Annotated in this window: 10 protein-coding genes; 7 read left to right on the top strand and 3 right to left on the bottom strand. The window is 44.5% G+C overall.

The window, feature by feature from the left end; all coding sequences use genetic code 11:
* Nucleotides 1–16 precede the first annotated feature (16 nt).
* The 4 genes from CHH91_RS01655 to CHH91_RS01640 all read left to right on the top strand — a co-directional run bounded on the left by CHH91_RS01655 (nucleotide 17) and on the right by CHH91_RS01640 (nucleotide 5,320).
* Nucleotides 17–1,201: a NupC/NupG family nucleoside CNT transporter gene (locus CHH91_RS01655; protein ID WP_095221339.1), complete on the top strand. Its 1,185-nt coding sequence runs from the start codon at nucleotides 17–19 to the stop codon at nucleotides 1,199–1,201.
* A gap of 106 nt (nucleotides 1,202–1,307) precedes the next feature.
* Nucleotides 1,308–2,162 (top strand): VOC family protein, encoded by an 855-nt coding sequence (locus CHH91_RS01650; protein ID WP_095221337.1) that lies wholly within the window; start codon nucleotides 1,308–1,310, stop codon nucleotides 2,160–2,162.
* 84 nt (nucleotides 2,163–2,246) lie between these two features.
* A complete protein-coding gene (locus tag CHH91_RS01645) occupies nucleotides 2,247–3,437 on the top strand; it encodes a hypothetical protein (protein WP_095221335.1) in 1,191 nt (396 codons plus the stop codon).
* A 92-nt stretch (nucleotides 3,438–3,529) separates the two neighbouring features.
* On the top strand, nucleotides 3,530–5,320 hold the full coding sequence (locus CHH91_RS01640) for a solute:sodium symporter family transporter (RefSeq protein WP_095221333.1): 1,791 nt from the start codon (nucleotides 3,530–3,532) through the stop codon (nucleotides 5,318–5,320).
* 139 nt (nucleotides 5,321–5,459) lie between these two features.
* On the opposite strand, the gene CHH91_RS01635 is transcribed toward CHH91_RS01640, so the two are convergent.
* The 3 genes from CHH91_RS01635 to CHH91_RS01625 form a co-directional block, all read right to left on the bottom strand.
* Nucleotides 5,460–6,452 (bottom strand): glycosyltransferase family 2 protein, encoded by a 993-nt coding sequence (locus CHH91_RS01635; protein WP_286160660.1) that lies wholly within the window; start codon nucleotides 6,450–6,452, stop codon nucleotides 5,460–5,462.
* 13 nt (nucleotides 6,453–6,465) lie between these two features.
* Nucleotides 6,466–8,160, bottom strand: coding sequence for a DUF6044 family protein (locus CHH91_RS01630; RefSeq protein ID WP_483372377.1), 1,695 nt, complete (start codon nucleotides 8,158–8,160; stop codon nucleotides 6,466–6,468).
* A gap of 68 nt (nucleotides 8,161–8,228) precedes the next feature.
* The gene (locus CHH91_RS01625) at nucleotides 8,229–10,586 is read right to left on the bottom strand and encodes a putative bifunctional diguanylate cyclase/phosphodiesterase (protein WP_176465624.1); all 2,358 of its coding nucleotides are present in this window, start codon (nucleotides 10,584–10,586) and stop codon (nucleotides 8,229–8,231) included.
* 126 nt (nucleotides 10,587–10,712) lie between these two features.
* On the opposite strand from CHH91_RS01625, the gene purT reads away from it, so the two are divergent.
* The 3 genes from purT (at nucleotide 10,713) to CHH91_RS01610 (ending at nucleotide 13,689) form a co-directional block, all read left to right on the top strand.
* A complete protein-coding gene (gene purT / locus CHH91_RS01620) occupies nucleotides 10,713–11,885 on the top strand; it encodes a phosphoribosylglycinamide formyltransferase 2 (protein WP_095221325.1) in 1,173 nt (390 codons plus the stop codon).
* The gene (locus CHH91_RS01615; protein WP_095221323.1) at nucleotides 11,872–12,213 is read left to right on the top strand and encodes an avidin-fold protein; all 342 of its coding nucleotides are present in this window, start codon (nucleotides 11,872–11,874) and stop codon (nucleotides 12,211–12,213) included. The genes purT and CHH91_RS01615 overlap by 14 nt, the downstream gene beginning before the upstream one ends.
* A gap of 81 nt (nucleotides 12,214–12,294) precedes the next feature.
* The gene (locus CHH91_RS01610; protein WP_095221321.1) at nucleotides 12,295–13,689 is read left to right on the top strand and encodes a vWA domain-containing protein; all 1,395 of its coding nucleotides are present in this window, start codon (nucleotides 12,295–12,297) and stop codon (nucleotides 13,687–13,689) included.
* Nucleotides 13,690–13,932: the final 243 nt, after the last annotated feature.

Genomic DNA, 13,932 nt, shown 5'->3' with positions numbered 1-13,932 from the left:
GCGAAAGGGGAACAACATGAGTTATATTATCGGCATCATCGGTTTATTCGTGTTTCTGGGATTAGCTTGGATTGCTAGTTCGAATAAAAAAATGATTAAGATTCGCCCGATCATCATCATGATCATCCTGCAGCTTGTACTTGGATTCATTCTATTGAATACAGAAGTAGGTAACATCTTAGTAAAAGGTATCTCTGATGGTTTTAATCTTTTACTTGGCTACGCTGCTGAAGGAATTAACTTCGTCTTCGGCGGATTAGTGAATGTGGAAGAATCGACATTCTTTATGAATGTGCTGCTGCCGATCGTCTTCATCTCGGCATTGATCGGTATCCTTCAGTACTGGAAGATCCTTCCCTTCATCATTAAATATATCGGTCTTGCACTTAGCAAAGTAAATGGTCTGGGAAAACTGGAATCCTATAACGCAGTTGCATCAGCGATTCTAGGTCAGTCAGAAGTATTCATTTCATTGAAAAAACAGCTTGCTTTGCTGCCGCGTCATCGTCTGTATACGCTTTGTGCATCTGCGATGTCAACTGTTTCCATGTCAATCGTTGGTTCATATATGACAATGCTGGACCCACGATATGTCGTAACAGCACTTGTATTGAATCTGTTTGGCGGATTCATCATCGCCTCTATCATCAATCCTTATGAGGTAGATCCTAAGGAAGATATGATTGAGGAAGAAAAAGGCGAGAAGCAATCCTTCTTCGAAATGCTCGGCGAATATATCATGGATGGTTTCAAAGTAGCTATAGTTGTTGCTGCGATGCTAATCGGTTTTGTTGCGTTGATTGCTATGATCAACAGCATCTTCTCGGGAATTTTCGGTATCAGCTTCCAGGACTTGCTTGGTTATGTATTCTCTCCATTCGCATTCCTTATGGGTGTGCCTTGGTCAGAAGCTGTTGATGCAGGAAGCATCATGGCTACGAAGATGGTATCCAATGAATTCGTAGCGATGCAGATTCTTTCTGGCGGAGACTTTGTCTTGAGTGATCGCGTTATTGCCATCGTTTCTGTATTCCTTGTTTCCTTTGCGAACTTCTCCTCTATCGGTATAATTGCCGGTGCGGTGAAAGGCTTGAATGAAAAACAAGGAAACGTTGTAGCGAAATTCGGATTGAAGCTGCTTTACGGTGCTACACTTGTCAGCTTCCTTTCTGCAACGATTGTTGGTCTATTAATGCCATAAATAAGAGGAACACCACATAATGTGGTGTTCTTTTTTTGTTACTTGACGTAAATAGATATCTAAAATATACTTACTTACATAAAGTAAGTGATAAGGGGGATATTGTATGCACTACCAACAACCGCCGCAAACATATATCGGGCAAGTGAAATTACGCGTAGCAGATTTGACGCAATCTGTTGCTTATTATACAAAAATAATTGGCTTGAAAATTATCGAAGAAGGACCAGGGAAGGCAGCGCTGGGAACTGGAAGCAGCATCCTGCTTTATCTGGAGGAAGGTCAAAATCTTCAAAGAATGCCGGAGCGACATGCTGGTTTGTATCATTTTGCCCTGCTTCTGCCTACCAGAGCTGATTTAGCTGATATAGTGAAATTTTTTGTGCTGAATCGAGTTCCATTTGGGGCATCTGATCATGGAGTAAGTGAGGCTATTTATCTAAACGACCCTGATGGCAATGGAATTGAGATTTATGCGGATAAACCAGACACAGGCTGGAATTGGATCGATGGAGAGATCCAAATGACAACGGACCCGCTGGATGGGGATAACTTGCTGAAGGAAGCCTCTGAAGATGAGTGGAGTGGTCTTCCGGATGGAACTGTTATGGGGCATATCCATTTATATATGCGTCATCTAGGTGAAGCAGCTGCATTTTATAATAATGTACTTGGCTTCCAGACAGTTGTCTCTACCTATCCTGGTGCATTATTCGTCTCAACAGGGAGCTATCATCATCATATTGGCCTTAATACGTGGCATGGTGCAAATGCACCTTCTGTTAATCCAAACGAAGCAGGCATGGAATGGTTTACCATTGTCTTCCCGGATGAAGAGAAACTGCAGGGAGCGATTAAAAGAGCGGCGTCAGTTGGATTGCCGATAAAACAGGAAATGAATAGTTACACACTTATAGATCCAGTTGGGTCAAAAGTGAAATTGGCCGTCCATGGACAATGATTGACACACAACAGCAGCTGCTGTTGTGTGTCTTTTTATTTGTATGCCATAATAATAGGAATAAATGATAAAAGGAGTACACGGATGAAACAATTAATACAGAGTCTTAAGCAATTTCTTCCTGAAGAAGTGCAGGTTACAGCACAAGGCAGTGTGCTGCGTCTTCTCACAGCAGAAGGAGAGCCATGTGGCATTGTGGATATAGATGAAAAAGGGGATCTTATTGGGTTCGACTTGGAGATGATGCTGCCGGATAAAGGAGAAACCGATGCTCGTGTAATCGCACAGCAGTTTGCTGCAGTTTTTTATCCGGAAGCAGCAGAAGTGATACAGAAAAACTTTTCTTCACAGAGTACGGTAATCCGTCTAGCTGAAACAGATTCCATTCACCATCTGCCGATACCAAGTGCAGGGTTGACAGTTGAAGTCCATGATTCGGGCTTTGTTACGGCAGTGCAACTATATCGGAATACATATACGCTCAAGGATAGTAATAAGTTGTTAGATGCAACGGAGGCAAAACAAAAACTACTCGCTGAAACACCTGTTGTGATTGCTGTTGAAGGTGAAAATCCAGTGTATAAGCTCTCAGATCAAGTTATTGGTGTTCATGCAGACGGTACTGTATTATTTACCGAGCTCCCGACTGTGCTCGCAGATATCGAGGAAACAGCCGATCATATGGATTGGGAAAGCTTAATGGGGATAACCGATGACTTTGTTAATTACTATGACGAAGATGGTATACAGCTTTGGGCGGAAAAAGAACTTGTTGATAATCATCCTATCGATGAAATTCCGGATCAAGTGGCTGTCCGAAAGAATGAGGATGTACTTTTCTATTCTGGAGCTACGCCGTGGAATAAGGATAGAAGATATACAGAAGAAGAGCTCAGGCAGCAAGCAGTTCAATTTCTTGCTGCTGTAACCGATCAGTCACTTGAGGAATGGAAGCATACGGGAGAACAGCTAGCCCCGGATGCTGCAATCGAGGACGAGCTTGAACCGGCATATGTGTTCCTTTTTACTTATACCAAATCAGGTATTCGTGTAGAAGGAGTAGAGGCCAGCATACATGTTGGAATATATACCGGGCTGATCAGGGAATGCATAATAGACAGCTTACCGGCTGCAATTACCGCTGAAAACAAGCTGGTGTTTGACGAGCACGCAAAGCAAAAGCTTGGTGAGTCTTTTCAGCTTGAACTAGCATGGGTTGCACTCCAAGAGGAAAATCAATATGAGCTGGTCTATGTGAGGACAGAAAAAGAATAATATTTCTTTGAAATAGGTTTCCCAAGGCATGATAACGGTTACTTAAAAGAGGCCTGACAAAACGAACGCTATCTTACATAAAGGGTGATCACATGTTCAGTATCGGAGAAATTATTTTTATCTTGCTTTCTTGTGCCTTTTTCATGGCGCTGGTCGCAGTGGTATCCTACTATATGACGAAAGGACATGTCAGCACGGCGGATGAATACTTCCTGGCTGGGCGTGGATTGACCGGGGTGTTCATAGCTGGTTCCCTGCTGCTGACAAATCTATCGGCTGAGCAGCTGATTGGATTAAACGGACAGAGTTTCACAAATAATATGTCAGGTATGGCTTGGGAAGTGACAGCTGGACTTGCTGCTATCATCATGGCAATCTTCCTGCTGCCTAAGTTTCTTGGAATTGGTATTTCCACCATACCGGAATTTTTAAGCAAACGGTACGATGAAACTGTGCGGCGATTGACCGTCATTTTGTTCCTGCTCGGTTACATGTGTGTAACAATTCCTTCCATGCTTTATTCCGGCGGTGTATCCGTCCTCCAATTATTCGATTTACCGGAACTTCTCGATATTACATATACACAGGCATTATGGCTGACAGTCTGGTTCGTCGGTATCGTTGGTGCAGTTTATGCCATTTTCGGAGGCTTAAGGGCTGTGGCAGTTTCCGATACGCTGAACGGTATCGGTTTGGTCATCATCGGATTTCTCGTCCCGATACTTGGCTTCATTCTGCTAGGTAACGGAAATATGGTAGATGGGATGAAGCACATCGTCCAAAACAGCCCTGAAAAGCTAAATGCTATAGGCAGCAGTACGGATAATGTTCCGTTCTTCTCCATTTTTACGGGAATCCTTTTTGCTAACCTATTTTATTGGGCATTAAACCAGTATGTCATCCAGCGTGCTTTAGGGGCAAAGAACCTGGCAGAAGGACAAAAAGGCGTTCTGTATACTGGATACCTAAAGCTGCTAGTCCCGATTTTCATGCTTATTCCTGGTGTCATCGCGTATCATTTGTATGGTGACTCCATTCAAAATGGAGACTTGAGCTACCCGACGCTTGTCAGTGATGTATTGCCAGTGTGGATGCTCGGATTTTTCCTTGCCGTATTATTCGGTGCCGTGCTGAGCAGCTTCAACTCTATCTTGAATAGTGTCGCTACCTTGTTGGTGCTTGATATCTACCAGCCAGTATTCGAACCAGATGCTTCTGATGAAAAATTGATCAAGGTCAGCAAGATCCTTGGTATTATCATTGCGCTCGTTTCCTTCTTTGTAGCACCATTTCTTATGTACGCACCGGATGGCTTATGGAACCTAATCAGACAGTTCACTGGATTCTTTAATATCCCTATCCTTGTTATCGTATTGATGGGGATGATCTTTAAACGCGTACCAGCTTCAGCCGCAAAAGTGGTCATCATATTCCACGTTGTTGCTTACTACATGATGGTATGGGGCTTCCGGCAAATATTCGATTGGGATCCTGGTATCAACTACATTCATATCTACGGAATCTTGTTAGCTATCGAGGTAGTATTCATGCTCATCATGGCAAAAATAAAACCATTGAAAGTGATCAAACCGGTCTTTTATGCGGAGAATGGGGAAGATCATCTTGTTCCTTGGAAACACGCCATTCCTGTTTCCATTACGTTGATTTTCTCGATTGTCATTTTCTATGTCATTTTCTCTCCAATTGGACTGGCATACGAGGAAGCTGCGGTTTCGAATTGGTTCTGGCCGGTTATCGCCATACTCATTGCGGCAAACGTTGTTCTTTATATCGTATCTATCAAAACTTGGCATCGGAAGTATCATAATTATGTTGAAAAGCAAACGGAGACTTCCCGTAAGACAAGACTAAGCGGGGATTGATAAAAGCAAAAAAGCCACTCAAATGAGTGGCTTTTTTATTGCTACTGAGCACACAGCAGCAAACAAAACAGAAATATTTTGGGGGTATCCTGTTTGTAAGACATTCTAACAGAAAAACTGCAGCAATGCAAAATATTTGTTAAGTTTTTGTAAAATGCGTACTGTCTTGCGGATGCATTTGCTTCAAAATACTATCAATTGTATATAAAGGCCGCTTTTTTACTTCTGCAAAAATCGTACCAATATATTCACCGATAATACCGATTGCCATGAGCTGCAAACCTCCGAGAAGCCAGATAGAAATGATCAAGGAAGTCCAGCCGGCATCGGGGTCACCAAATACTTTCTGGACAGCTGCATAGCAAGCTGCGAGCAAGCTGATAAGAAACAGACAAAAGCCAACCAATGCTATAAGACGGATAGGAGCAACGCTGAATGAGGTGATACCTTCAAAAGCGAAACTAAGCATCTTCTTTAGTGGGTACTTCGTTTCCCCGGCCAGCCGCGGTTTTCGCTCATAAGTCACAATATCGGACTTGAAACCGATTTGCGGGATGATACCACGGAGGAATAATTTTGATTCACCATAACGCATCAACTCCGAAAGAGCCCGGTTGTTCAAAAGCCTATAGTCGGCATGGTTGGAAATGAGTCTGATACCCAGCATCTCCATTGTCCGATAGAAGAGTGCAGCAGTATTACGCTTGAAACCGGTATCTGATGTGCGGTCATTGCGCACGCCATACACAATCTCGTAGCCTTCGAGATAACGCAGTACGAATGTACGGATGACAGAGATGTCGTCCTGGAGATCAGCGTCCAGCGTAATGACACAATCGGAATAATCCTTTGCATGGAGCATCCCAGCGAGAAGCGCTCGCTGATGTCCTGCATTAGCTGCGAGCTTTATTCCCGTGACGAACCGATTGGCTAGATGCTCTATTTTGATCAGCTGCCATGTATGGTCCTTGCTGCCATCATCCACGAATAAAATACTGCTTGCTGGTGATATAAGCTGCTCCTGCATCAAGGCAGCCAGTGTCGATGTGAGCTTAGAGCAAGTATCTGTCAAGATTTCTTCTTCGTTATAACAAGGAATCACTAATGTAAGGACAGGCAAAGATGTATTCAATGGATTCCCTCCTTTATGGTTGTACCCGGTATAGATGGACTTTCCAAGCAGAGTCGGCATGATCGAAACTTCGTTCATAGTGTAAATCATTCTCGGCCGCATTCTCGATCCAAACGGAAGACAAAATGAAGGCACCGCCAAGATCTCGTAAAGCCTCTGCATTCAAATCAAGATTCTGGATGCTGCGGTCGGAATCTTTCCGAAAGTCATAATGCTTTCCTAGCTCTGCCGAAAAAATATACAGCCGGCTGCCCCATTCATCGAAGTAACGTGTCAGGTTCTTACTTTTTTCCAGCTCTCCTGCAATGACTTCACGGAACTGATGCTTGTAGGTCAAAGGGATAATATTGTTGTATGTATCGACAGTGTAGAAACCGTTGTATTGGGCAATAGCAGGATGCAAACCGATGCTTGCCACCTTATATGTGTCTTGAGACTTGCCGATATAGTCGCGGATTTCCCGGAATTGATCGACAGCATAGAAGGCCTCGACAGAAGGTGTTTGCTTATATAGGCCATAAACGATCTCTTCGTTGGATAGTGCCAATACGACAAGCTGGAGACAGAGGCACACGTACACAAAAACGCGTATGCTGCGCTTTCCAAGCCGCCATAGCAGGTAGCATGCCAACCCGAAACTAACATAAATTACGAGCGGACGAAGGAAATGGAAACGGGCAAAATTAAATGCAGAAAGTATATCGACATGTTCTTTTGGTATTCTCCAAATCTTATTGAACCAAAGGGCGTACCAAAAAGATAACAGCAGATTCAAACCGGTGAGGCCGAGATAAATGTACATCGGCCTTGTCCGACCTCGACTGAAGAGGACCAGCAGCAAAGCAATCGTCAGTACAGGCAGGATCACAAAGGTGTGTAGTGTCATAACGTGATTATGTCCCAGCGTAAAGTTTTTCCAGAACAAACGGAGTGTTTGAGCAAAATCCTGTCTCGAAGACACGAAATCAACACGATGCATCGCTTCGGAACCGGCAATCATTGTATAGACGAGCCGGTAATCCGTTGCCAGGAAAATAGCTGTCATCCAGATGATGCTTGCCAAGAATAGCAGATTCAGCCTGCGATACCGAAGCAGGTCGACCAGCCATACAATCCCCATAAGCGCGAGGAAGAAGAAAAATCCTAGAACGAAACTAGCATATAGCGGTAATAAGGTAATAGCGGTCCAATGCATCCAATTTGCTTTTTTGGATCTGATAGACAGGAAAGCCCAAAGTGCTAACGGGTGCCCCATAGTGCTAAGCATGCCGGAGGGCCAGAACGGTGTGAGAGCGAATGCTAGTGAAACGAGAGCTGTAATCCAATGCGCTTTGACATTCCGTATGACATGGGTACGGAGCAGCAAATACATACCAAGAAACGCAATCAGTCGGGTAAGCAGCTGACTGATTGCGTAAGCGGTCATTGTCGGAAACCAAGCGTGCAGCCAAACGATGAGTGTCCATTCTGTGCCGACAGCATCCCGGGGCAGCCCCCCGATAATCTGTGGAATTACCGCATGGACGCCGCCGAACATTTGCCCGCTTTCAGCAAGTACTTTATACCAAGCCAGATTGGAGTCGAGATTATCATGTACCCGGATATGGGCGTGATCTCCCAGCAGGAATAGGGGAGAGACGAAGACCAGTATCGCTGCCGCGCACAGCAAGATGGCTTTTTTGTCAGCATAGTTCCGCAATATTCCCACATCCTCCCAAAGTAATGCTGTTAGTATGCGGCAGCAGGAAAAGATCTATACAAAAAATACCCGGAATGCTAGGCATCCGCGGGTATTTGCAAAATATAACCTGACTCAAAATCAGATTGGGGAAGTGGCTTGGAAAACAGATAACCTTGTACCTCTGTGCAGCCAAGTCCGCGAAGTGCTTGCAGCTGTGCTTCCGTTTCAACCCCTTCGGCTATTGTGTGAAGCTTGAGGTTTTCAGCCAGCGACAGGATGGTGGCAACAATGGATTGATTATACTCGATATGTTGAATGAACGTTTGATCAATTTTTAAAATATCGACCTGGAGTTTGTCCAGGTAGTTCAAGGAACTATATCCTGTACCGAAATCATCGATACTAATCTTAACGCCTGTTTCGCGCAGTTTCTGGAGGGTGGAATTTATTTTGGTTTCGTTCTGCATGACAACACGTTCTGTGATTTCGAGCTCCAGCATGTTCCCGGTCAGATTATAATGCTTCAGTCGCTCCCGGAAGAAACTGGAGAAATCATCCTGCAGGAATGTAATCACAGATACGTTGATGGAAATGCAAGGGATAGTGCATTCGTATGTTTCTTTCCGCCACTTCGATAAGCAAGCCATTACACGTTCAATAACACTGCGTTCAATTGCGACAATCAATCCGCTCTCCTCAGCAATCGGAATGAACACATTTGGAGGAATGAAGCCGCGCTCGGGGTGATGCCAGCGGAGCAGCACCTCCGCTCCGGTTATGGTACGTGTGAAGCTGTGGAATTTTGGCTGGAAGTATAAATCAAAAGCCTGTGTTTCGATTGCTTCCTGCAGCTCATGCTCAATCTCGAAACGAAGCACCTGTTTTTCTGCCATTTCCGGCTGAAACACAGTGTAATTATTTCCGCCGTTTTCTTTCGTTTGATACATTGCTATATCAGCGTACTTATAGAGATTATCCATGTCTTCCGCATGTTCCGGGAAGGAAGCAATACCGATACTTGCCTGCAATACGAGTTCATAATCCTGAAGCCGCATCGGCTGCCGGAACTGCTCGACAATGACTTGAGCCAGTTGATTGGAGGGCTTTCCAGGAACGATAAGCAGGAACTCATCTCCGCCGACCCGATTGACGGTGCCTTTGCCATCCAGGATTTTTTCCAGTCGACTTGCTGTTTCAATTAATACCTTATCCCCAAAGGAATGTCCGAAAATATCATTGATGCGTTTGAACAAATCGTAATCAATCAACAGAATACTGAAAGTAATGCCCTTGTCTGCATAGTCCTGCATTTGCTGCTGCATAAGGCGGCGATTGGGCAGTTTGGTCAGATCGTCATGATAGGCAAGGAATTCAACTTGTTTGGCTGTTTCAATCATATGTGAGATGTCTTTGATGACGAGAAAGTAACCAACGATATGATGCTTCACAATAGTGGGTATGCCAGTTATGTGTACATCTTTTTGAACGCCGGAACGGTTGATTATTTTAGTGTCCCATTGATGTGACCTGCCATTTTCAATAATACTTAGGTAATCACGGAATATTTCCTTATCGAGGAACAGAGCCGCTGCATCCATCTTTGTGATAGTTTCCTCATCATAACCAGTCAAAAACTTGCTTTCTTTATTGGCATGCTGAATCGAACCATCACTCTTGACTGCCAATACAGCATTAGGATTGTCATTGAACAGTGATTGATAGAGCTGATGTGTCATCAGCAGTGCTCTGTTTCTATAAAGCAGCGGAATGACAGTCAAGACTGTATTGGAAGTCAAAACGATAACTGTTGGAATTAAAAAGTGAAAGCTATGGGACGCTGCTGAATGATAAGAAGTGAAAGCTGCAAAGATGCAATAACCTAAACCGACAATGGCAATTCCTGACATCAGGCTTCCGAGTGACAGCAGCAGCTTGCTCCACTTCATTTGTTCTCCATTTGTGTACATATTGACGAAACGGAATAAGCTGAATATCGTCGATTGTGTCATAACTATGGCAGTAAGTACTTCTACAAGGTGGACATCACGCAAATCCGGATATAAGAAAAACGGTGTCATCATGTGCAAAAGATATATCAAAGCGGCCAATAAAAGGCTGATAAGCAAATCATGTTTGGTATTTCCAATAGGACTGCGAACGACAAGCAGAATAAGAGCACCGCTAATGGAACTTACACAAAAATTGATTGCGAAAAAAAGCCATGTTGCTTGCGGTGCAGGATCCGCATCAATTGATAGGGTAAAAGAATATGTAGCCAGTACAGCACTCAAGCCAGTTCCTAATGATAATAGAATTACTTTCCAGGTACTGACTGCAGTCCGCATCATTTGCTGGCTCACATATAATACAAGCCTGGTGAGTACGCTTATGAGCAATACGCTGGTAATTGTATAAAGAAAATGGACACCCGGTATATCAATGAACGGAAGCAACGTTTTTCCTCCTGCGGCAAAAGTAAGGATTACCTGAATTGGACAGGCATGGTAACATAAGTTTATCAGATAAAGTCGAATCATGGCGCAAAACTTTTTACTAATTGCAACTCAGGAGGCGATAGTATGTATCAAACGAAAAAACTGCTGCTGCTCGGATCTGGAGAACTTGGAAAAGAGGTTGTCATCGAAGCACAGCGACTCGGTGTAGAGACGATAGCAGTCGATAGATACGATGGGGCTCCGGCAATGGCAGTTGCCGACCGCAGCTATGTCATCGATATGCTTGATCCAGAAAAGCTCAGACAGATCGTAGATTGGGAGAAACCAGATTTTATAGTTCCAGAGATCGAAGCAATCGCTACAGACGAATTGATTGAGCTGGAGAAGGAAGGTTATCATGTCGTACCTACTGCAAAAGCTGCACAGCTGACGATGGATCGTGAAGGCATCCGCAGATTTGCTGCAGAAACATTGGATCTTCCGACAGCAGGCTATCGTTTTGCGGATACATATGAAGCATTTCAGGAAGCGGTAGAAGAGATCGGGTTTCCATGTGTTATCAAGCCGTTGATGAGTTCTTCTGGCAAAGGACAATGTGTCTGCCGAAATACAGAGGACATCGAACGAAGCTGGCAAATTGCCATGGAAGGCGGAAGGGTACAGAAACCACGTGTCATTGTAGAGGAATTCATTCGTTTTGACGCGGAAATCACCCTGCTGACAGTCCGGGCGGTAAACGGCACTTTCTTCTGCGAGCCAATTGGGCACGAACAGGAAAATGGTGACTATATCGCTTCCTGGCAGCCGCATCAGCTGACAGATTATCAGCTGGAAGAAGCACAGGAGATAGCCGAGCGTATCACAACAGGATTAGGCGGATACGGCTTGTTTGGAGTAGAACTTTTCCTTGCTGGAGATCAAGTCTACTTCAGTGAAGTTTCACCACGTCCGCATGACACAGGCATGGTGACAATGGTGACACAGCAACTGTCTCAGTTTGCCTTGCACGTACGGTCAATATTAGGCTTGCCGATTACAGAGATCAAGCTTGTGCAGCCTGGTGCAACTAGTCCGTTAAAAGCAGATACAGCATTGGAATCTTATCGTATTTCGGGTTTAAGAGAAGCGCTGCAGGAGCCCCAGACGCAGATCCGTGTCTTCCGTAAACCAGTGACGACAGTAGGCCGCAGAGTTGCAGTAGCATTATCCGTTGCTGAAACAGTGGAAGAAGCAAGGTTGCGCGCTGAACAGGCAAGGAAACGGCTTAAAGTGGAGGGACAGGATGAATTATCATAACCTGACTTTCCGCGCTGTCACGAACACAGATAACGGAGAAACATCCAGTGAAACTACCTTTCATTATCGGCAAGAAGGTCAGATTCTTACTGCGGATTATGCGGGCGGATCAATACTGGAGGGAAGGCTGATCGGCCTGGTGGAACCAGATGGTAAGCTTCGTTTCCGTTACCATCATATTAATAATCAATATGAGCTTAGGAGCGGGCATTGTGTCTCCATACCAGAAATCTTGGCAGATGGCAGGATACGTCTGCATGAACAGTGGCAATGGATGTACGATGATGATTCGACAGGGCATTCCATCGTGGAACAAGTGACGGAGTAGTGGGGTTCTGTTTCACTAAACTTGAAACTTAGCTGGTGATGAATCGTACTGATAGCAATAGAGGAGAGGAGTGAAGTTCGGATGAAAAGCACTTCCGTTTTTTTGCTTTTGGTTTCGCTTATGCTATTGGCAGCATGCAGTTCGAATAGTGCTCCAGTTGAAGAATCTGCTGCTAAAGAGGCGACTGAAGAAGCAGTCGGTAAATTGGATGTAAACGCGATACAGGAAGTCAGCACGGAAGGGTCGCTGTCAAAGCTTAAAGAACAACAGGGCGGAAAAGAGACTTCTGAAATTCCAATAGAAGCTGATACAGCAAAAAATGAGGAAAATGTATCTGTTACTGACTTTGTTGATGCAGCAGTTCCATCCTTAAAGGAAACAATCGAGGCGGATGATGACCCTGAAACACTGCATAAGGCTTTAATAGCTGTTCTGGGGAGTCCGTATTATGGGGAAACGATTCAGGAGGCAGAAGATCTGGAGCCTTCTTTCGATGATCCGTATCTGCCGCAGCCGAAAGCTTCAGGAGATGCTGGTGCATCATCTGAAGCTGAAAACGCCATTATTTTGCTGGATGCCAGCTCCAGTATGCTTCTGGAAGTAGACGGGGAGCAAAAGATGAAAGTTGCCAAAGATGCTGTGAAGAGTTTCGCTAAAACACTGGGCAATTCAAGTAATTTTTCCCTGATTGTCTATGGGCATGAAGGATCTGAATCAGATGCAGATATGGATGAGTCTTGTTCGGGTATTGAAGAGGTATATGCCTCAAGTGCTTATGACAACCAGAAATTTAGTGAAGCAACAGATCAAATCGAGGCCAGAGGCTGGACGCCGCTGGCAGGAGCAATTGAAGAAGCAGCTGATAAAAGCAGTTCAATGGATGGTGCAACCGCAATCTATATTGTCAGCGATGGTAAAGAGACTTGCGGCGGTGATCCGGTTAAAGCAGCCGAACAAGCAGCATCGTATAAGACGGGCATTATTAATGTTATTGGGTTCGATGTCGATGAGGAATCGGAAAATCAACTTGCTGATGTAGCTGAGGCGGGCAGAGGTGAATATTACGCTGCTAATAGTGCAGCAGATCTGCAAACTACCATTGAATATGAATGGCTGCCATCCAACTTGGACTTGGCATGGGCGCCTGTCAATATACCTCCGAATGGATGGGAAGTAGGCGATGAATATGATCGCCAGCGGCAGGTACTCGCTAATATAGCAAATATAATGGATAATGAAGAGGTGCGGTACGAAGCAGCACTTACAAGACTTGCAAACGACGGAGTCATCACAGAGGAAATGAGCGCTGCTGTATCGCAGCTTATCCAGGAACGCTTTGATACAGCGAAACAAGAGTTGAGCAAACTGGAAGCAGAAAAGATTGACCAGGTAAATGAACGGCAAGAAGAGATCCGTGCTGAAGTAATGGCGTGGGTAGAAGAAATGAAGAAGCTGAAGGAGAACGTCTCTCAGTGAAAGACACGGAAACAATTACGATTGTTTCCGTGTCTTTTTGTATGCCGTGTTTAATGCCTAACCGTACCAATCGAATTAACAGGACAACTGACAGGCAGCATGGCAATTAGTTCTTAGAAGCTTTATCCTTTCTCTTTTAAACGAAAACGAAAGCGAAAGCGAATCACCCATATCCACCAGCTTTTAAATAACATTAATCAATCGCAGTCGCATTGGAAGCAGGAACTTTTCGGCAAACTGTAA

The organism is Virgibacillus sp. 7505, from assembly GCF_002272135.1.
GTDB lineage: Bacteria > Bacillota > Bacilli > Bacillales > Amphibacillaceae > Terribacillus.
The sequence above is the reverse complement of the archived record's forward strand: the minus strand, read 5'-3'. Positions and strand labels throughout refer to the sequence as shown.

Excerpts from the sequence above, each read along its gene's own strand:
- CHH91_RS01655 (WP_095221339.1), top strand. The coding sequence starts at position 17 with ATGAGTTATATTATCGGCATCATCGGTTTATTCGTGTTTCTGGGATTA.
- CHH91_RS01650 (WP_095221337.1), top strand. The coding sequence starts at position 1,308 with ATGCACTACCAACAACCGCCGCAAACATATATCGGGCAAGTGAAATTA.
- CHH91_RS01645 (WP_095221335.1), top strand. The coding sequence starts at position 2,247 with ATGAAACAATTAATACAGAGTCTTAAGCAATTTCTTCCTGAAGAAGTG.
- CHH91_RS01640 (WP_095221333.1), top strand. The coding sequence starts at position 3,530 with ATGTTCAGTATCGGAGAAATTATTTTTATCTTGCTTTCTTGTGCCTTT.
- purT (WP_095221325.1), top strand. The coding sequence starts at position 10,713 with ATGTATCAAACGAAAAAACTGCTGCTGCTCGGATCTGGAGAACTTGGA.
- CHH91_RS01615 (WP_095221323.1), top strand. The coding sequence starts at position 11,872 with ATGAATTATCATAACCTGACTTTCCGCGCTGTCACGAACACAGATAAC.
- CHH91_RS01610 (WP_095221321.1), top strand. The coding sequence starts at position 12,295 with ATGAAAAGCACTTCCGTTTTTTTGCTTTTGGTTTCGCTTATGCTATTG.